A 19,515-nucleotide genomic window follows, 5' to 3' on the forward strand; every position below is an offset into this window, starting at 1 on the left:
GATGCATCTCAACGCAGATCCAGCACATCCTGCATGTCGTAAAGACCGGCCTCGCGACCTTCCAGCCACAGGGCAGCACGTACCGCCCCCTTGGCAAACGTCATGCGACTGGAAGCCTTGTGAGTGATTTCCAGGCGCTCGCCCTCGCTGGCGAACAACACAGTGTGATCTCCCACCACATCGCCGCCGCGCACAGTGGCGAAACCGATGGTTTCGCGCTCCCGCGCCCCGGTATGACCTTCACGCCCATAAACCGCAACCTGCTGCAGGTCGCGCCCCAAGGCACTGGCGATCACTTCACCCATGCGTAGGGCCGTGCCTGACGGCGCATCGATCTTGTGCCGATGATGGGCTTCGATGATTTCGATGTCCGCGTCATCACCCAGGACCCGCGCCGCCATATCCAGCAGCTTCAGCGACAGATTGACCCCGACACTGAAGTTGGCGGCGAAGACGATGGGGATATCCTTGCCCGCCTCGACCAGCAATTGCTTTTCCCTGGCCCCAAGACCGGTGGTGCCAATCACCATGGCCTTGCCCGCCTTGCGGCAGAACGCCAGGTTCTTGAGCATCACTTCCGGCAAGGTGAAGTCGATCAGCACATCGAACTCATCAACGACTTTTTCCAGGCTGTCGGACATTGGCACGCCAAGACGCCCAAGAGACGCCAACTCACCCGCATCCGCACCGACCAGCGAACTGCCCGGACGGACGATCGCCGCCGTCAGACCGGAGAGCGGAGAGCGCAGTTGCACAGCCTCGACCAAGGTCTTGCCCATGCGCCCTGCGGCCCCCATCACAGCTATACGTCGCATGCCCTACTCCTTACAGGTCGCCGAAGAAGCGCTTGACGCCCTCGAACCAGCCAGTGGTTTTCGGCGAATGAGAGTTGTCGCCATCCAGCGAACCACGCAGCTCTTCCAGCAATTCCCGCTGACGACGACTCAGATTCACCGGCGTCTCCACCGCAACCCGACACATCAGGTCGCCAGCACCGCCGCCACGCACAGGAGCAACGCCCTTGCCGCGAATCCGGAACTGCTTGCCAGTCTGGGTCCCCTCGGGAATCTTCAGCTTGACCCGACCATCCAGGGTCGGAATCTCCAGCTCGCCGCCCAACGCCGCATCAACGAAGCTGATAGGCACTTCACAGAACAGATGCTTGCCGTCGCGCTGGAAGATCGCGTGCTCACGCACATTGATCACCACATAGAGGTCGCCGGTCGGGCCACCCTGGGTCCCCGCCTCACCTTCACCGGAGAGACGAATGCGATCCCCGGTATCGACACCGGCCGGCACTTTGACCGACAGCGTCTTGTACTCTTCGACACGGCCCTCGCCGCGGCACGAATCGCACGGATCGGAAATGATCTTGCCCTGGCCATGGCAACGCGGACAGGTCTGCTGCACCGAGAAGAAGCCCTGCTGCATGCGCACCTGACCAATGCCGCCGCAAGTTGGGCAAGTCACAGGGGACGAGCCTTTCTTGGCACCCGAGCCATCGCACGGTTTGCAATTGACCAGCGTCGGCACACGGATATTCACCGTGGTACCACGCACTGCCTCTTCCAGATTCAGTTCCAGGGTGTAACGCAGGTCGCTGCCGCGCTGCGCGCCGCCGCGGGAACCACCGCGACCACCACCAAAGAAATCACTGAACACATCACCGAAGATATCGGAGAAATTCTGACCGCCGAAACCGGCACCGCCGCCGCCCATGCTTGGGTCGACACCAGCATGACCGTACTGGTCATACGCTGCACGCTTACTGGAATCGGACAGCACTTCGTAGGCCTCGTTGGCCTCCTTGAACATGTCCTCCGACGCTTTGTCGCCGGGATTACGATCCGGGTGATGCTTCATCGCCAGGCGACGGTAAGCCTTTTTCAGCTCCGCTTCGCTGGAGCCGCGCTCCACACCCAACACTTCGTAATAGTCACGCTTTGCCATAAGTCTTTGCACTCTTAAGGACGTCCGGCAAACCCTCCTGAGCTCTGCCAAACTCGCTGAGCCCCAATACAGGCCCGGACCCAACTCACGTCAATTCAACGATCCTGGTCTTGGATAGACGACCCGATTGCAGGTCGACGACTGCGGTCGTCGCAACCGGAAAGCAGGAGCTTCTCCGGCCCGACCGCCAGCGCACAAACGGAGGTTGTACGCCGTCAAAAATTCACTGACTCCAGACACGCCAACGCGGGAGCAAGCTCCCGCGCGGCGACATCCTACCAGTCACCGCCCAAAGGCAGTCAACCGGCCGACCAACAAGCTATTACTTGTGGTCTTTAACTTCTTCGAACTCGGCATCGACAACGTCATCGGCTTTTTCAGCGGACTCGGCGTGTGCGGCCGCGCCCTCTGCTGGCTGAGCCTGCTCGGCGTACATCTTCTGAGCAACCGGAGCCGAGACTTTCGACAGTTCTTCGACCTTGGCTTCGATGGCAGCCTTGTCGTCGCCTTTGACAGCGGCTTCCAGGGCGACCACGGCAGCTTCAATGGCCGTTTTTTCTTCTGCGGTGACTTTGTCACCGGCGTCGGCCACCATCTTGCGAGTCGAGTGCACCAGCGCATCACCCTGGTTACGGGCAGTGGCCAGCTCTTCGAACTTGCGGTCCTCTTCCGAGTTGGCTTCAGCGTCACGGATCATCTGCTGGATCTCTTCATCCGACAGACCGGAGTTGGCCTTGATCACGATCGACTGAGTCTTGCCGGTAGCCTTGTCCTTCGCACCTACGTGCAGAATGCCGTTGGCGTCGATGTCGAAGGTCACTTCGATCTGCGGCACGCCACGTGGAGCAGGTGGAATGTCGGTCAGGTCGAACTTGCCCAGGGACTTGTTCTGCGCCGCTTGCTTACGCTCGCCCTGCAGTACGTGAATGGTCACTGCGCCCTGGTTGTCATCGGCCGTCGAGAACACTTGCGATTTCTTGGTTGGAATCGTGGTGTTTTTCTCGATCAGCGCGGTCATCACGCCACCCATGGTTTCGATACCCAGGGTCAGCGGGCTAACGTCCAGCAGCAGTACGTCCTTCACGTCACCGGCCAGTACCGCACCCTGGATCGCAGCACCCATGGCAACAGCTTCGTCCGGGTTGACGTCCTTGCGAGCTTCTTTACCGAAGAAGTCGGTTACGGCTTTCTGTACCAGCGGCATACGGGTCTGGCCGCCGACCAGGATCACGTCGTTGATCGAGCCAACGTCGATACCGGCGTCCTTCAGAGCAATACGGCAAGGCTCGATGGTGCGCTGAACCAGGTCTTCAACCAGCGACTCCAGCTTGGCGCGGGAAATCTTCACGTTCAGGTGCTTAGGACCGGTGGCGTCTGCAGTGATGTAAGGCAGGTTCACGTCGGTCTGCTGGCTCGAAGACAGCTCGATCTTGGCTTTTTCAGCAGCTTCTTTCAGACGCTGCATGGCCAGCGGGTCACCCTTGAGGTTCATGCCGCTTTCTTTCTTGAACTCATCAACCAGGTAGTCGATCAGACGGATGTCAAAGTCTTCACCACCCAGGAATGTGTCACCGTTGGTAGCCAGTACTTCGAACTGGTGCTCGCCATCGACTTCAGCGATCTCGATCACGGAAACGTCGAAAGTACCACCACCCAGGTCGTAAACGATCACGGTGTGATCGCCCTTGGCCTTGTCCATACCGTAGGCCAGAGCGGCCGCAGTCGGTTCGTTGATGATGCGCTTGACGTCCAGACCGGCGATGCGACCGGCATCCTTGGTGGCCTGGCGCTGGCTGTCGTTGAAGTAGGCCGGAACAGTGATGACCGCTTCGGTCACGGCTTCGCCGAGGTAGTCTTCGGCGGTCTTCTTCATCTTTTTGAGGATTTCAGCCGAAATCTGTGGCGGCGCCATTTTCTGGCCGTTCACTTCAACCCAGGCGTCGCTGTTGTCAGCCTTGACGATCTTGTAAGGGACCATCTGGATATCTTTCTGCACAACTTCTTCATCGAAACGACGACCGATCAGACGCTTTACTGCGTACAGGGTGTTGTGCGGGTTGGTCACAGCCTGACGCTTGGCCGACTGACCGACAAGAATCTCGCCATCGTTGGCGTACGCGATGATCGACGGCGTGGTACGCGCGCCTTCAGCGTTTTCGATAACTTTTACGTTGCCGTTTTCAAGAATGGAGACGCACGAGTTGGTGGTCCCCAAGTCAATTCCGATAATTTTGCCCATGTTAACTCTCCCGAAACTTTGGATTTGGATGCCGCAGCCGTGGTGGCAAACTGCGGTAGCACTTAAACGCTTGACTGATAAATGGGGGCTCTACAGCCGTTTTCAAGCCTTTTCGTCAATCGAAGGCGAAACCGGTGCCGGAACCTTGCTGACCACGACCATGGCCGGGCGCAGCAGGCGACCATTGAGCTGATAGCCCTTCTGGAACACCTTGAGAACACTGTTGGGCTCGACGTCCGCGCTTTCCTGCATGGCCATGGCCTGGTGCTGTTCAGCGTTGAACGGCTCGCCATGGGGATCGATGGCTTCCAACTGATAACGCTTGAGGGTGTCGTGGAACATCTTCAAGGTCAGTTCGATGCCTTCACGCATCGGACGAATGCTCTCGTCGTCCGGATTGGACAGCTCCAGGCCGCGCTCCAGGCTGTCGATCACCGGCAGCAGGTCGCCGGCAAACTTTTCCAGCGCGAATTTGTGAGCTTTCTCCACGTCCTGCTCGGCGCGGCGGCGGACGTTCTGCAGATCAGCTGCAACACGCAAAGCCTGATCCTGCGCACCAGCCAGTTGCTCTTCGAGCACTTGTACACGAGCCGCCAGGTCTTCACCCGAAGCCTCGGGAGCCTGATTGGCGTCTAGATTTTGCGTATCCAGCGTCTGTTCGTCAGCCATGAAATTCTCCTTTCAATATCGTCAGTGAGCCAGGCCCACTCTTCTGCACTGCTATATGGGGTCGCATTTTCAGGGTTCAAGCCCGCCCCCACAGCAAAAGTCATCAGCCTTCAGGAAATCCCGCTGACCGTGATTACCGAACGCGCTAAAAAGACCAAGCAACCAAGCGAATCAAGCTAAGGGAAAGCATTGTCAGCCCAAAACAAAACACTGTATAAATAACCAGACATTTAGTTTGGGAGCGGCCTTCATGCTGGTGCACCTGTCCGTACACAATTACGCCATCGTCGAACACCTGGATCTGGAACTGGATCGAGGGATGAGCGTCATCACAGGCGAAACCGGCGCCGGCAAGTCGATCATGCTCGACGCACTCGGCCTGACCCTGGGCGATCGGGCCGACAGCGGCGTGGTACGACCAGGAGCCGACAAGGCCGACATCCTCGCCACCTTCGATCTGGCGGACATTCCCGAGGCCCGCACCTGGCTGGCCGAGCGCGACCTGGACAACGACGGCCCCTGCATCCTGCGCCGGGTCATCACGGCCGAAGGGCGCTCACGCGGCTATATCAATGGCACGCCCTGCCCACTTGGCGACCTCAAGGCATTGGGCGAGCTGCTGATCGACATTCACAGCCAGCACGAGCACCAGTCCCTGCTCAAAACCGATACCCATCGACGCCTGCTGGATGAATATGCCGGCGCTACCGATCTTGCCCGCCAGGTGCAACTGGCAGCCCAACGCTGGCGCCAGACTCGCCAGGAGCTGGAGCGCCTGTCCAATTCCGGCGATGAGCAACGCGCCCGCCATCAACTGCTGAGCTATCAGCTTGAAGAGCTGGAAAATCTCGGCCTGGGAGAAAACGAACTCGAGGAACTGGAGCAGGAGCACAAGAACCTGACCAACGCCGAGACCCTACTGGGCATCTGCCGGCAGGTGGTCGAACAGTGCAGCGAAAGTGATTCCGGCAATGTCCTCAACGCCTTGACCGTCAGCCTCAATCGCCTGTCCAGCATCGGCAACTCGACAGGCTCATTAGGCGAGGCCACCAACCTGCTGGCCAGCGCCCAGATCCAGGTGGAAGAAGCCGTTGGCGAACTGAATCGTTTCCTCGATCACTTCGATGCCGACCCGGCGCGCTTGCAACAGCTGGAGGAACGCCTGGACTCCATCTATACCCTGGCACGCAAACATCGCATCCAGCCTTTCGAACTGGCGGCCATGCAGCAAACCCTGCTGGATGAAATCGAAACCCTGGACGCCAACGACGAGAGCATCGAGCGCCTCGGCGAGGAGCTGCAGTCCTTCGCCCGCCACTATCAGGAGAAAGCCCAGGAACTGAGTCGCTTGCGAGAGCAGGCAGCCACCGGACTGGCCAGCGCGGTGGAACTGGAAATTCAGCGCCTGGGCATGCCCGGTGGACGCTTCACCATCGAACTGCGAGCCAACACCAGTGATGAGCTGCTGCCCAACGGCCTGGAGCAGGTTGAACTCCTGGTCAGCGCCAACCCGGGACAACCACTCAAGGCACTGGCCAAGGTTGCCTCGGGTGGCGAGCTGTCACGCATCAGCCTGGCGATCCAGGTCATCACGGCACAAACCTCAAGAGTTCCTACCCTGGTGTTCGACGAAGTCGACGTGGGTATCGGCGGCCCGACTGCCGAGATCGTCGGCCAATTGCTGCGGCGCCTCGGCGAGCGCGGCCAGGTGCTGACGGTCACTCACTTGCCACAAGTGGCCGCCCAGGGGCATCAACATCTGTTCGTGCACAAGGTGCGTGGCAACAACGCGACCCATACCGCCGTTTCCAAACTGGGCAAGAACGAAAGAATCGAGGAAATTGCCCGAATGCTGGGCGGTATCGATCTGACCAAGGAATCCCTGGCCCACGCCAAGAAAATGGTGGTGACCACCAAGGCCTGAGGCTGGAACGCTTCTTTTATATAGGCACAAAGCAAGAAGGCGACCCTGAGGTCGCCTTCGATCGTTTCACGACTATGCCAGTCGCGTGAGAGGCTTACTTCTTCTTGCGCACATACAGCACAAGATTGTGATCCACCAACTCGAAACCGTGCTTTTCGACAATCGCCTTTTGAAGCTTTTCGATTTCCTCGTCGAAGAATTCGATCACTTCACCAGACTCCACGTTGACCATATGGTCGTGGTGACCGCCATCCGCCAGCTCGAATACAGCGTGACCGCCATCAAAGTTATGGCGCACCACCAGTCCGGCTGCTTCGAATTGAGTCAGTACACGGTAAACCGTGGCCAGACCGACATCCTCACCAGCTTCCATCAGCGCCTTGTAGACGTCCTCAGCGCTCATGTGCCGCTGCTCAGTAGAATCGAGCATTTGTAGAATTTTGACCCGTGGCAGAGTCACTTTAAGGCCGGCTTTACGTAGTTCGCTATTTTCAACCATGGTCAGCTTTCTCGCCGATGCTGCTTCGCAGCTTCTCTTAATGCGGGTATGATCGGGGTTTACGTTGTCCCAGCCAAGATAGTGGAAGTCGCCCACCGATGCAAAACACCAAGCTCTTGCTAACCAGTTTCACATTCGTGGGACTGCTCGCACTCGCCGGTTGTTCATTCCCCGGGGTTTACAAAATCGACATCCAGCAGGGCAATGTCGTGACGCAGGACATGATAGACCAGTTGCGCCCGGGAATGACCCGACGGCAAGTAAGGTTTATCATGGGCAACCCTCTGCTGACCGACACGTTCCATGCCAATCGCTGGGATTATCTGTACAGCCTGCAACCTGGCGGCGGTGAACGCCAACAGGAACGCGTCAGCCTGATCTTCAATGGCAACGACCAACTGGTCAGCTTGGCCGGCGACTTCATGCCAGGCGTAAGCCGCGACGAAGCACTGCTCGGCAAGGAGAGCAGCAACACCGTCACCGCCCCTGCCGAGAACGCCGAGAAACCCAAGGCCGAGAAGCCGGTCAAACCGGGCTCGCTGCTGGACCAGATCCAGAAAGATGTGGATGGCGTCAAAACCGTACCAGTGCCCATTCCTGAACCACTGGATACCTCTCCGCAATAATTTGCGGCGAATGAAAAAGCCCGGGCATGCCCGGGCTTTTTGTTGCCTGTCACTCAGTTACTGTCCGCGTTTACGTGCCTGCGCGGCCTTGGCGGCACGCAGACGCCGAACCTCTTTCGGATCCGCCAGCAGCGGACGATAGATTTCGATTCGATCCCCTGCCTGAATCACATGCTGCTCAGGATTCATGACCTGCTTGCCAAAGATCCCCACCGGACAGGTCGCCAGATCCAACTCGGCAAAATGCTCACCTATAGAAGAAGCCAGCAGCGCACTGCGCAGTGTCGAACCCTGAGGCACCCACACAGTGATCAGCAACTGGCGATCGACTGCGGCGTAAACCACCTCGATCGAGATCAGGGACTCAGCCATGCAGTTGCTTGGCCCGCTGACAGAATGCATCCACCAGGGTATTGGCCGCCTGGTTGAACAGCGGCCCTAACGTGGCCCGCACCAAAGGCCCCGCATAATCGAAAGACAGATCAAGACTGATCTTGCAGGCCTTCTCGCCCAGCGGCTTGAACACCCACAGACCATGCAATTGATTGAACGGCCCCTCTTCCAGGTTCATTTCGATCGACTGTCCCGGCACCAGGGTATTACAGGTCACGAAACGCTGACTCATGCCGCCCTTAGCCACTGCCAGGCTGGCACGCATCCGTTCCTCGCTGTTCTCCAGCACCTCGGCCGAAGAGCACCAGGGCAGAAACTCCGGGTAACGGGCCACATCATTGACCAGGTCATACAGAAACTGCGCCGGATAGGGCAAAAGGGCCGAACGTTGAATATGGGTCGTCATGTGAGCTTCATTTCCACAACTGGGCGGCAAACACCACAAGAATGCCGACGGGCGCCACATAGCGCATCAAAAACAAGGCCAGGGAGAACAACAACGGACTGCGCAATGACAACTCATCACGAACAGCCTCACGGCCCATCACCCAACCTGCAAACACCACGAAGCACAAACCGCCAAGAGGCAACATGATCCGCGAGGTGAAAAAGTCGATCACACCAAAGAAGTCCAGACCGCCGGCCGCGCCCCATCGATAGAGATGAAAAACACCGCCTTCGTTCACGAAAAACTTGGCCTGCTGCCAGATGTTGAAGGAAAACACCGTTCCCAACCCCACGAACCAGCAGCTGAACGCCAGCCAGAATGTCACCCAGCCGCGGCGGATTTTAGTCCTCTCGACGAGATAAGCCACCATCGGTTCCAACAAGGAAATGGCCGAGCTCCAGGCCGCAATCGCCACCAGGACAAAGAACACTACGCCCATAAGCTGGCCGAACGCCACATTACCGAAGGCGAACGGCAGACTGATAAACATCAAACCAGGCCCTTCGCTAGGGTTCAGCCCGGCAGCGAACACGATGGGAAACAGCGCCATTCCCGCCACCAGGGAAACAAAGGTATCCAGCAGCGCCACCCCTACCACGGTGCCAGCCAGGGACGAATGCTTGGGCATGTAGGCGCCATAGATCATGATCGAACCGACACCGACACTCAGGGAAAAGAACGCATGCCCCATGGCCGGCAGCAGCCCGTCCAACAAGCGGTCCAGGCTGAAGTCGAACATGAAATGCAGGCCCTGCATGAAATGCCCGGTGGTCATGCTGTAGCCCAGCAGCACCAGCAGCATCACGAACAGCAGCGGCATCATGATCCGCAGACTGCGTTCAAGCCCGGCAACCACTCCCTTGGCAATCACCAATGCCGACAGCAGCATGAACAGCGTGTGCCAAAGCGTCAGTCGCCACGGATCGGCCGTCACCGCAAAGAAGTACGCACTGACCTGATCCGCCGTGACACCCTGAAAATCGCCGCGCCCCATGTCGATGATGTAGTCCAGGGACCAACCACCCACCACGCTATAGAAGGAGAGAATCAGCAGCGCCGTGATCATTCCGGCGAAGGCGCCCCAAGACCACTTGGCCGAATGCCCGGCCTCCAGAGCCAGCACCTTCAGGGCATTGGCCGGGCTCTGCCGCGCCCGACGACCGATCAGGGTTTCCGCCAGCATCACCGGCAACCCAATCAGCGCGATGCACGCCAGAAACACCAGGACAAAAGCACCACCACCATAGACGCCGACCATGTAGGGGAATTTCCAGATGCTCCCCAGGCCCACGGCCGAACCAGTTGCAGCGAGTATAAAGACCCAGCGGCTTGCCCAGCCGCCGTGGACAGAGACCCTGTCTGTCGACATCGTTAACGCGCCCAACCGAAAAAAAAGAGGCCGCATTGTCCGGGATTCAATCAACCTGCTCAAGCACGCTGCGTCACCGTAGCCGACGCGCGCGCAACTCCCTATAATGCCGCCCCTATGGCTAAACAGAAGAAACACCCAACAGGGACCATCGCGCAAAACAAAAAGGCGCGTCACGATTACTTCATCGAACATCGGTTCGAGGCTGGACTGGTCCTGGCCGGCTGGGAAGTAAAGAGTCTGCGGGCGGGCAAGGCACAACTGGTGGACAGTTACGTGCTGCTCAAGGATGGCGAGGCCTGGCTGTTTGGCAGCCATTTCACCCCGCTGACCACCGCCAGCACCCACGTCATCGCCGACCCCACGCGCACGCGCAAGCTGCTGCTCAACCAGCGCGAGCTGGAGAAGCTGTTCGCCGCCGTGCAGCAGAAGGGTTACGCCTGCGTCTGCCTTTCGCTCTACTGGAGCAAGCACCTGGTCAAGTGTGAAATCGCACTGGGCAAGGGCAAGAAGGAATACGACAAGCGTCATACCGAACGCGAGCGCGATTCCGATCGCGAACTGCAGCGTGCGGTGCGGACCAAGGGCAAGGAAGACTGATCTTCCTGCCTTGAGGTCGCTTTCGCCGGCAAGCCGGCTCCTACAACACCCAGGTAGGAGCCAGCTTGCCGGCGATTTGCATTACATGCCCTTGCGCCGTTCGGCCCGGGCCACTCGCTGCACTTCCTGGCGTACTTCTTCGAGCACCTCCTGCACATAGAGAATATGCCGGCTGGAGATTTCCCGCGCCTCTTCAGCACGCCCTTCGATAATCGCCAGGTACAGGTCACGGTGCTGACTGATCAGCATGTCGCGGGTTTCCGTGCGCTGTTTGTACATGCCGCCGATGTTGGTCACCACGTTGCGCTTGAGCAGGTCGAACAGGCCACGAATGGTGTGCAGCAACACCGCGTTATGGCTGGCCTCGGCAATCGCCAGGTGGAACTTGGCATCCGCGGCGCCCTCCTCGATACGACTGACATCGTCGGAGCGGGAATAACAATCCTGCAACTCCTCGAAGGCTTGAGTCAGCCGCTCACGATCCACCGCCGTTGCGCGCAACGCCGCGTAATAAGCACAAGACGCTTCCAGGGTATGACGGAACTCCAGCAGATCGCGCTGGGCATCCGTGTTGTTTTCCAACAAGTGCAGCAGCGGATCGCTGAAGGTCGAGCCCAGGGATTCCACCACATAGTTGCCGCCGCCCTGACGACTGATCAGCAAACCCTTGGCCGTCAGTTTCTGGATAGCCTCGCGCAATGAAGGACGGGACACCCCGAACTGCTCGGCCAGCGCCCGTTCGGCAGGCAGCCGCTCGCCGGCCTTCAAGGTGCCTTCGAGAATCATCCCTTCCAGGCGCTCGACAATATCGTCGGACAAACGGCGCTGGCGTATCTGATCAAACCCCATGACTCACTCTCCACCCTCCCGACCCATCGCCGGGGGGCTCTATTCTGGCCTATTCACAGCGCGCCAACACCTGGCAGAACGCAGCCATTTGTACCCATCAGATGGCCGCGCCATAGCGCATGAGACAAAAGTTTTAGGGCGGCAAATTGACACACCACGCACAAGGCTTTTACCCTAGCCAACAGCGATTGTAAATTGGTCTTACCAATTAACCAAGACGCTCGCAGTGCCTGACCAACAACAATTAGGGGCCACCCCATTATGCAAACCTGGCAACAGCTCTATAGCCCGCTTGGCAGCCTCGGCCTGTCCGCCCTCGCCGCCGTTATCCCGATCGTGTTCTTCTTCCTCGCTCTGGCCGTGTTCCGTCTCAAAGGACACGTCGCCGGGAGTATCACCCTGGCCTTGTCGATCCTGGTGGCGATCTTCGCTTTCAAGATGCCCGCCGACATGGCCTTCGCTGCCGCTGGCTATGGATTTGCCTACGGTCTGTGGCCCATCGCCTGGATCATCGTCGCCGCCGTATTCCTCTACAAACTGACCGTGAAGAGCGGCCAGTTCGAAATCATCCGCAGCTCGGTGCTGTCGATCACCGACGACCAGCGCCTGCAAGTGCTGCTGATCGGCTTCTGCTTCGGCGCCTTCCTCGAAGGTGCAGCGGGCTTCGGCGCACCGGTGGCGATCACCGCCGCCCTGCTGGTGGGCCTGGGCTTCAACCCGCTGTACGCCGCCGGCCTGTGCCTGATCGCCAACACCGCGCCCGTGGCCTTCGGCGCCCTGGGGATTCCGATCATCGTTGCCGGCCAGGTAACCGGCATCGACGCCTTCAAGATCGGCGCCATGACCGGCCGCCAACTGCCGCTGCTGTCGCTGTTCGTGCCGTTCTGGCTGGTGTTCATGATGGACGGTATGCGCGGCGTCAAAGAGACCTGGCCTGCCGCGCTGGTGGCCGGCCTGAGCTTTGCCGTGACCCAGTACTTCACCTCGAACTTCATCGGCCCGGAACTGCCGGACATCACCTCGGCCCTGGCCAGCCTGATCTCCCTGACCCTGTTCCTGAAAATCTGGCAGCCCAAGCGCACCGCGGGCGCGCAGATCGCCGGTGCCACCTCCAGCGCGGCCGTGACCGCCAGCGCCGGCGGCTTCGGCCAGCCACGCAGCACCGTCGCTTCGCCCTACAGCCTGGGGCAGATCTTCAAGGCCTGGTCACCGTTCCTGATCCTCACCGTGCTGGTGACCATCTGGACCCTCAAGCCCTTCAAGGCGATGTTCGCCGCCGGCGGCTCGATGTACGGCTGGGTGTTCAACTTCGCCATCCCGCATCTGGATCAGTTGGTGATCAAGATGACGCCGATCGTGGCGACCCCGACCGCCATCCCGGCAGTGTTCAAACTCGACCCGATCTCCGCCACCGGCACGGCGATTTTCTTCTCCGCGCTGATCTCCATGCTGGTGCTGAAGATCAACGTCAAAACTGGTCTGACCACTTTAAAAGAGACCTTCTACGAGCTGCGCTGGCCGATCCTGTCCATCGGCATGGTGCTGGCGTTCGCCTTCGTCACCAACTACTCGGGCATGTCCTCGACCATGGCCCTGGTCCTGGCGGCCACCGGCGCGGCGTTCCCGTTCTTCTCGCCGTTCCTCGGCTGGCTCGGGGTGTTCCTCACCGGTTCCGATACCTCGTCCAACGCCCTGTTCAGCTCGCTGCAGGCCACCACCGCGCACCAGATCGGGGTCAATGACACCCTGCTGGTCGCGGCCAACACCAGCGGCGGCGTGACCGGCAAGATGATCTCGCCGCAATCGATCGCCGTGGCCTGCGCCGCCACCGGCCTGGTGGGCAAGGAGTCGGACCTGTTCCGCTTCACCCTCAAGCACAGCCTGTTCTTTGCCACTATTGTCGGCCTGATCACCCTGGCCCAGGCCTACTGGTTCACCGGCATGCTGGTGCACTAAGCAACACTGATAGAACCGACGCCGCCCTCACCCGCGGCGTCCGCATTCACCACCCGGTCTGCAAGGCTGCTGAAAGCTTGCTGGTTTATCTTTCAGCCGCCGCAACGGACGAATAACCGGGATCACCCGGAGACACGCCTGATGAGCGAGCTTTTCTACAACGCCGTGCCCAATGCGACCCGCGTCGCACCGCCGCTGGCCGAACCCCGGCAGTACCCCAGCGCGAAACCGTCGCGGGTCTACCTGTTCGGCACTTGTGTGGTCGACCTGTTCTATCCCGAAGCCGGGATGGACGCGATTCACCTGCTGGAGCGCGAAGGCATTCGCGTGGAGTACCCGCAAGGGCAAAGCTGCTGCGGACAACCGGCCTACACCTCGGGCTACACCGAGCAGGCGCGCACCGTGGCCCGCTCGCAACTGGCGCTGTTTGCCGGCGACTATCCGGTGGTGGTGCCGTCGGGTTCCTGCGCAGGCATGCTGCGCGAGCATTACGCGGACTTGTTCAAGGACGAGCCCGAAACCCTGAAACAGGTGCAGGCCCTGGCTGCCCGCACCTACGAGCTGGCCGAGTTCCTGCTGCACGTATGCAAGGTGCAGCTCAAGGACAGCGGCGCACCGATCAAGGTGGCGCTGCACACCTCCTGCTCGGCCCGCCGGGAAATGAACACCCACCTGCACGGCCGTGATTTGCTGTCACAGCTGAGCAACGTGGAACGGGTAGAACACAGCCACGAAAGCGAATGCTGTGGCTTTGGCGGGACTTTCAGCGTCCGAATGCCGGACATCTCCGGCGCCATGGTCGCGGACAAGACCCGCGCGCTGAAAGAATCCGGCGCCCATCAGGTACTGAGTGCCGACTGCGGCTGCCTGATGAACATCAACGGCGCGCTGGAAAAGCAAAAAGAGGCATTGCGCGGCCAGCACCTGGCGAGCTTCCTCTGGCAACGTACTGGAGGTGCGCAATGAGCACCCCCGAGCTGATTCCGACCACGACGCTGGCGGACGATTTCCGAACCCGGGCCCACGAAGCCCTGGGTGACCAACAACTGCGAAACAACTTTCGCAGCGCCATGGATTCACTCATGGCCAAGCGTGCGGCGTCGTTCAGCGATGCCCACGAAAGAGAACATTTACGCGCCCTGGGCAACGCGATTCGCGCCCGGGCGCTGTCCAAGCTGCCCGACCTGCTCGAGCGTCTGGAACAGAACCTGACCCGCAACGGTGTGACTGTGCACTGGGCGGAAACGGTGGACGAGGCCAATGGCATCGTCCTCTCGATCATCCGCGCTCACGAGGCGCGGCAAGTGATCAAGGGCAAATCGATGGTCAGCGAAGAGATGGAAATGAACCATGTCCTCGCTGAACAAGGCATTGAATGCCTTGAGTCGGACATGGGCGAATTCATCGTCCAGCTCGACCACGAGAAGCCTTCACACATCATTATGCCGGCGATCCACAAGAATGCCGGTCAGGTCGCGTCCTTGTTCCACGACAAACTCGGCGTGGAGTACACCAAGGACGTTGACCAACTCATTCAGATCGGTCGCAAGGTCCTGCGGCAGAAATTCTTCGAAGCCGATATCGGCGTCTCCGGCGTCAACTTCGCCGTGGCCGAGACCGGCACCCTGCTGCTGGTGGAAAACGAAGGTAACGGGCGCATGTCCACCACCGTGCCGCCAGTGCACATTGCCGTCACCGGGATCGAGAAAGTCGTCGAGAACCTGCGAGACGTAGTGCCGCTGCTTTCACTGCTGACCCGCTCGGCCCTCGGCCAACCCATCACCACCTACGTCAACATGATCTCCGGCCCGCGCAAAGAGCATGAGCTGGACGGCCCCCAGGAAGTGCACCTGGTGCTGCTGGACAACGGCCGCAGCCAGGCCTTTGCCGACAGCGAACTGCGCCAGACCCTGAACTGCATCCGCTGCGGCGCCTGCATGAACCACTGCCCGGTCTACACCCGGGTCGGCGGCCACACCTACGGCGAGGTCTACCCGGGGCCGATCGGCAAGATCATCACCCCGCACATGGTCGGCCTGGCCAAGGTGCCGGATCACCCCAGCGCCTCGTCGCTGTGCGGCGCCTGTGGCGAAGTTTGCCCGGTGAAGATCCCGATCCCGGCGCTGCTGCGACGCCTGCGCGAAGAGAACGTCAAGGCTCCGGACAGCCCGCATCAAGTGATGCGCGGTCAGGGCAGCAAGTACTCGCGCAAGGAACGTTTTATCTGGAACGCCTGGGCCCGCCTCAACAGCTCGCCGACCCTGTATCGCCTGTTCACCCTGGCCGCCACCCGCCTGCGCGCCCTCACCCCGAGCAAGGTCGGCCCCTGGACGCAGAACCACAGCGCGCCAAAACCCGCCGCCCGGTCGCTGCATGACTTGGCCCGTGAGCACCTGGACAAGCAGGGAGACCACTGATGAGCGCGAAACACAACATCCTCGCCAAGCTGCGCAACAGCCTGACCGGCACCACGCCGATTGTGGATAACTTCGACGAGGCGCTGGTCACCCAGCCTTACAGCTACAGCGCTGAACAACGCATCCCGCAGTTGCGCAAACAGATGGAAGCGGTGCACACCGAAATCCACCTGAGCAACGGCGCCGATTGGCCAGAGTTGCTCGCCCGCCTGCTGCAGGAGCGCCAACTGCCCAGCCTGCTGATCGCCCCGAGCACGCCCCACGGCCAGCGGGTCACCCAGTACTGGGCCGAGCACCCGCAACTGCCGGCGCTCAAGGCCTACGACCGCCCGGTGGAAGAATGGAAAGCCGAGCTGTTCAACGACACCCCGGCCAGCCTCACCACCACCCTGGGTGCCATCGCCGCCACCGGCAGCCTGATCCTCTGGCCGACCCGGGAAGAGCCGCGGCTGATGAGCCTGGTGCCGCCGGTGCATTTCGCCCTGCTCAAGGCCAGCGAGATCCGCGACAACTTCTATCAGGTGCAGCAACAGATGAACTGGGCCGCCGGCATGCCGACCAACGCACTGCTGGTGTCCGGCCCGTCGAAGACCGCTGATATCGAACAAGTCCTGGCTTACGGCGCCCACGGCCCGAAAGACCTGGTGGTGCTGATCCTGGAGGACCAATGAGCCTACCGGCCGCTTTTCTGCGCGATGCCCAGCAACTGATTCCCCAGGAGCGGCGTTTCGACGACCCGCTCTCGACCCTGGCCTTCGGCACCGACGCCAGCTTCTACCGGCTGATCCCCAAGCTGGTGATCCGCGTCGAATCCGAAGATGAAGTGGTGGCCCTGCTCCAGCTGGCCCAGCGCGACCGCGTGCCGGTGACCTTCCGCGCCGCCGGCACCAGCCTGTCCGGGCAGGCCATCAGCGACTCGGTGCTGATCGTGCTGGGGGATAACTGGAACGGCAAGGAGATTCGCCATCAGGGTACGCAGATTCGCCTGCAACCCGGGGTGATCGGCGCCCAGGCCAATGCCTGGCTGGCACCGTTCGGGCGCAAGATCGGCCCCGACCCGGCCTCGATCAACGCCTGCAAGATCGGTGGCATCGTCGCCAACAATGCCAGCGGCATGTGCTGCGGCACCGCGCAGAACACTTATCACACCCTGGCCGGCATTCGCCTGGTGCTGGCCGATGGCACGCGCCTGGACACCGAGGATGAGGCCAGCATCGCCGCCTTCCGCGCCAGCCATGGCCCGTTGCTGGAGCGCCTGGCCGAACTGGGCCGCAGTACCCGCGCCAACAGCGAGCTGGCGGCGAAGATCCGTCATAAATACCGGCTGAAAAACACCACCGGCCTGTCCCTCAACGCCCTGGTGGATTTCGACGAACCGCTGGACATCCTCAGCCACCTGCTGGTGGGCTCCGAGGGCACCCTGGGCTTTATCAGCGCAGTGACCTACGACACGGTGATCGACCACCCGAACAAGGCCTCGGCGCTGATCGTGTTTCCCGATGTGGAAACCTGCTGCAACGCGGTGACCGTGCTCAAGAGCCAGCCAGTGTCGGCAGTGGAGCTACTGGACCGCCGCAGCCTGCGCTCGGTGCAGGACAAGCCCGGCATGCCGGCTTTCGTCCAGCAACTCTCGGCCAACGCCTGCGCGCTGCTGATCGAGTCCCGCGCCGCGTCCTCGTCGCTGCTGCACGAGCAACTGGCGCAGATCATGAATTCCCTGGCCGCCTTCCCGGTGGAAAAACAGGTGGACTTCACCGAAGACCCGCAGGAAAACGCCAAGCTCTGGGCGATCCGCAAGGACACCTTCCCGGCGGTGGGCGCGGTGCGCAAGACCGGCACCACGGTGATCATCGAAGACGTGACCTTCCCCGTGGAACAGCTGGCCATCGGCGTCAACCGCCTGATCGAGCTGTTCGATAAGCACCACTACGACGAAGCGATCCTGTTCGGCCATGCCCTGGAGGGCAACCTGCACTTCGTCTTCACCCAAGGCTTCAACAGCAGCGAGGAAGTGAACCGCTACCAGGCGTTCATGGACGACGTGGCACAACTGGTGGCGGTGGAATTCGGCGGATCGCTGAAGGCCGAACACGGCACCGGACGCAACATGGCGCCCTTCGTCGAGCTGGAATGGGGCAGCGATGCCTACCAATTGATGTGGCAGCTCAAGCGCCTGCTGGACCCCAACGGCATCCTCAACCCGGACGTGGTGCTCAGCGAAGACCCGCAGATCCATCTGAAGCATCTCAAGCCGCTGCCGGCGGCCGACGAGATTGTGGATAAGTGCATCGAGTGCGGTTTCTGCGAGCCGGTGTGCCCGTCCAAGGGGCTGACCCTGAGCCCGCGCCAGCGCATCGTCATCTGGCGCGACATCCAGGCACGCAAACGGGCTGGCATCGATACGTCCGAGCTGGAGGCGGCCTATCAATACCAAGGCATCGACACCTGCGCCGCCACCGGCCTGTGCGCCCAGCGCTGCCCAGTGGGCATCAACACCGGCGAGTTGGTGAAAAAACTGCGCAGTGAACACGCCACCCATAACGGCACCGCCGACTGGCTCGGCTCACACTTCGCCAGCACCTTGCAGGGCGCCCGCCTCACCCTGCACGTGGCCAATGGCGCGCGCATGCTCCTGGGAGCACCGCGCCTGAGCAAGCTGTCGGCGAGCCTGACGCGCCTGTCCAAAGGCCGGGTGCCGCAGTGGAACAACGCCATGCCCCAGCCGGAAAAGGCCATTCGCTTCAGCCCGAGCGTCAGCGATGCGCGCCCGCGAGTGGTGTACCTGGCGGCCTGCGTGTCCCGAGTGATGGGGCCAGCGGCAGGCGACAAGGAACAAAGCTCGCTCTACGAAAAAACCCGCGGCCTGCTGGAAAAAGCCGGCTATCAAGTGGTGCTGCCGGACAACCTGGACAACCTCTGCTGCGGCCAGCCCTTCGCCTCCAAGGGCTACGCCACCCAGGCCGAAGACAAGCGCCAGGAACTGATCGGCGCCCTGCTCCACGCCAGCCGGGGCGGCCTCGACCCGATCTACTGCGACACCAGCCCCTGCACCCTGCGCCTGGTGCAGGACCTGGGCGATGTGCGCCTGGACCTCTACGATCCGGTGCGCTTCATCCGCACTCACCTGCTGGAGCGCCTGGAATTCACACCACAGGAAGCACCGATCGCCGTGCACGTCACCTGCAGCACCCAGCACCTGGGCGAGAGCCAGGCGCTGATCGAACTGGCCCGGCGTTGCAGCAAGAATGTGGTGATCCCCGAAGGCATCCACTGCTGTGGTTTCGCCGGCGACAAGGGCTTCACCACCCCGGAACTCAACGCCCACTCCCTGCGCAGCCTCAAGGACGCGGTGCAGTATTGCAGCGAAGGCATCTCCACCAGCCGCACCTGTGAAATCGGCCTCAGCCAGCACGGCGGAATCGACTATCACGGTCTGGTCTACCTGGTGGACCGAGTCACCCGGGCCAAGGTGATCTGAACTGACGCCTGCCAGGCGCAGGAACGAGCAACACCAGTGGCGAGGGAGCTTGCTCCCGCTGGGCTGCATAGCAGCCCCGCATCTGGGGCTCCCCCCCA

The 19,515-nt window shown here is 61.0% G+C and carries 17 protein-coding genes; 8 read left to right on the forward strand and 9 right to left on the reverse strand.

The window, feature by feature from the left end; translation table 11 throughout:
* Window positions 1-8: 8 nt before the first annotated feature.
* The 4 genes from dapB to grpE form a co-directional block, all read right to left on the reverse strand.
* Entirely contained in the window at window positions 9-815 is an 807-nt protein-coding gene (dapB, locus tag GGI48_RS10715) for a 4-hydroxy-tetrahydrodipicolinate reductase (RefSeq protein ID WP_179598217.1), read from the reverse strand.
* A 10-nt stretch (window positions 816-825) separates the two neighbouring features.
* The gene (gene dnaJ, locus GGI48_RS10720; protein ID WP_016967224.1) at window positions 826-1,950 is read right to left on the reverse strand and encodes a molecular chaperone DnaJ; all 1,125 of its coding nucleotides are present in this window, start codon (window positions 1,948-1,950) and stop codon (window positions 826-828) included.
* Window positions 1,951-2,272: 322 nt separating this feature from the next.
* Window positions 2,273-4,189: a molecular chaperone DnaK gene (gene dnaK, locus GGI48_RS10725; protein ID WP_047301680.1), complete on the reverse strand. Its 1,917-nt coding sequence runs from the start codon at window positions 4,187-4,189 to the stop codon at window positions 2,273-2,275.
* A 102-nt stretch (window positions 4,190-4,291) separates the two neighbouring features.
* Entirely contained in the window at window positions 4,292-4,858 is a 567-nt protein-coding gene (gene grpE, locus GGI48_RS10730) for a nucleotide exchange factor GrpE (protein WP_047301678.1), read from the reverse strand.
* A gap of 250 nt (window positions 4,859-5,108) precedes the next feature.
* On the opposite strand from grpE, the gene recN reads away from it, so the two are divergent.
* Window positions 5,109-6,782 (forward strand): DNA repair protein RecN, encoded by a 1,674-nt coding sequence (recN, locus tag GGI48_RS10735; protein ID WP_047301676.1) that lies wholly within the window; start codon window positions 5,109-5,111, stop codon window positions 6,780-6,782.
* A gap of 94 nt (window positions 6,783-6,876) precedes the next feature.
* Here recN and fur read toward each other — a convergent pair whose 3' ends face one another.
* Window positions 6,877-7,281 carry a ferric iron uptake transcriptional regulator gene (gene fur / locus GGI48_RS10740; RefSeq protein ID WP_011059185.1) on the reverse strand — a complete coding sequence of 135 codons (405 nt, stop codon included), beginning with the start codon at window positions 7,279-7,281 and terminating at the stop codon, window positions 6,877-6,879.
* 98 nt (window positions 7,282-7,379) lie between these two features.
* Here fur and GGI48_RS10745 point away from each other — a divergent pair, with 98 nt between their 5' ends.
* Window positions 7,380-7,907 (forward strand): outer membrane protein assembly factor BamE, encoded by a 528-nt coding sequence (locus tag GGI48_RS10745; RefSeq protein WP_179598219.1) that lies wholly within the window; start codon window positions 7,380-7,382, stop codon window positions 7,905-7,907.
* A 57-nt stretch (window positions 7,908-7,964) separates the two neighbouring features.
* Here GGI48_RS10745 and GGI48_RS10750 read toward each other — a convergent pair whose 3' ends face one another.
* From GGI48_RS10750 to GGI48_RS10760, 3 genes are read right to left on the reverse strand one after another with little or no spacing between them, the layout of a single operon-like run.
* Complete coding sequence (locus tag GGI48_RS10750) at window positions 7,965-8,279, reverse strand: RnfH family protein (RefSeq protein WP_179598221.1); 315 nt, start codon at window positions 8,277-8,279, stop codon at window positions 7,965-7,967.
* Window positions 8,272-8,706 (reverse strand): type II toxin-antitoxin system RatA family toxin, encoded by a 435-nt coding sequence (locus GGI48_RS10755; protein WP_016967218.1) that lies wholly within the window; start codon window positions 8,704-8,706, stop codon window positions 8,272-8,274. The genes GGI48_RS10750 and GGI48_RS10755 overlap by 8 nt, the downstream gene beginning before the upstream one ends.
* 7 nt (window positions 8,707-8,713) lie before the next feature.
* Window positions 8,714-10,117 (reverse strand): sodium-dependent transporter, encoded by a 1,404-nt coding sequence (locus GGI48_RS10760; RefSeq protein ID WP_179598223.1) that lies wholly within the window; start codon window positions 10,115-10,117, stop codon window positions 8,714-8,716.
* A gap of 117 nt (window positions 10,118-10,234) precedes the next feature.
* On the opposite strand from GGI48_RS10760, the gene smpB reads away from it, so the two are divergent.
* Window positions 10,235-10,717, forward strand: a complete 483-nt coding sequence (gene smpB / locus GGI48_RS10765; protein WP_022642145.1) for an SsrA-binding protein SmpB — start codon at window positions 10,235-10,237, stop codon at window positions 10,715-10,717.
* A gap of 81 nt (window positions 10,718-10,798) precedes the next feature.
* Here smpB and GGI48_RS10770 read toward each other — a convergent pair whose 3' ends face one another.
* The gene (locus tag GGI48_RS10770; RefSeq protein ID WP_179598225.1) at window positions 10,799-11,566 is read right to left on the reverse strand and encodes a GntR family transcriptional regulator; all 768 of its coding nucleotides are present in this window, start codon (window positions 11,564-11,566) and stop codon (window positions 10,799-10,801) included.
* 261 nt (window positions 11,567-11,827) lie between these two features.
* On the opposite strand from GGI48_RS10770, the gene GGI48_RS10775 reads away from it, so the two are divergent.
* The 5 genes from GGI48_RS10775 (at window position 11,828) to GGI48_RS10795 (ending at window position 19,417) form a co-directional block, all read left to right on the forward strand.
* The gene (locus GGI48_RS10775; RefSeq protein WP_179598227.1) at window positions 11,828-13,522 is read left to right on the forward strand and encodes a lactate permease LctP family transporter; all 1,695 of its coding nucleotides are present in this window, start codon (window positions 11,828-11,830) and stop codon (window positions 13,520-13,522) included.
* A 141-nt stretch (window positions 13,523-13,663) separates the two neighbouring features.
* The gene (locus GGI48_RS10780) at window positions 13,664-14,488 is read left to right on the forward strand and encodes a (Fe-S)-binding protein (RefSeq protein WP_179598229.1); all 825 of its coding nucleotides are present in this window, start codon (window positions 13,664-13,666) and stop codon (window positions 14,486-14,488) included.
* Window positions 14,485-15,939, forward strand: a complete 1,455-nt coding sequence (locus tag GGI48_RS10785) for a LutB/LldF family L-lactate oxidation iron-sulfur protein (RefSeq protein WP_179598231.1) — start codon at window positions 14,485-14,487, stop codon at window positions 15,937-15,939. The genes GGI48_RS10780 and GGI48_RS10785 overlap by 4 nt, the downstream gene beginning before the upstream one ends.
* Entirely contained in the window at window positions 15,939-16,610 is a 672-nt protein-coding gene (locus GGI48_RS10790) for a lactate utilization protein (RefSeq protein WP_179598233.1), read from the forward strand. The genes GGI48_RS10785 and GGI48_RS10790 overlap by 1 nt, the downstream gene beginning before the upstream one ends.
* Window positions 16,607-19,417, forward strand: coding sequence for an FAD-binding and (Fe-S)-binding domain-containing protein (locus tag GGI48_RS10795; protein WP_179598235.1), 2,811 nt, complete (start codon window positions 16,607-16,609; stop codon window positions 19,415-19,417). Before GGI48_RS10790 ends, GGI48_RS10795 begins: the two co-directional genes overlap by 4 nt.
* Window positions 19,418-19,515: the final 98 nt, after the last annotated feature.

This window comes from Pseudomonas protegens (genome assembly GCF_013407925.2).
Classification (GTDB): Bacteria; Pseudomonadota; Gammaproteobacteria; order Pseudomonadales; family Pseudomonadaceae; genus Aquipseudomonas; species Aquipseudomonas fluorescens_AP.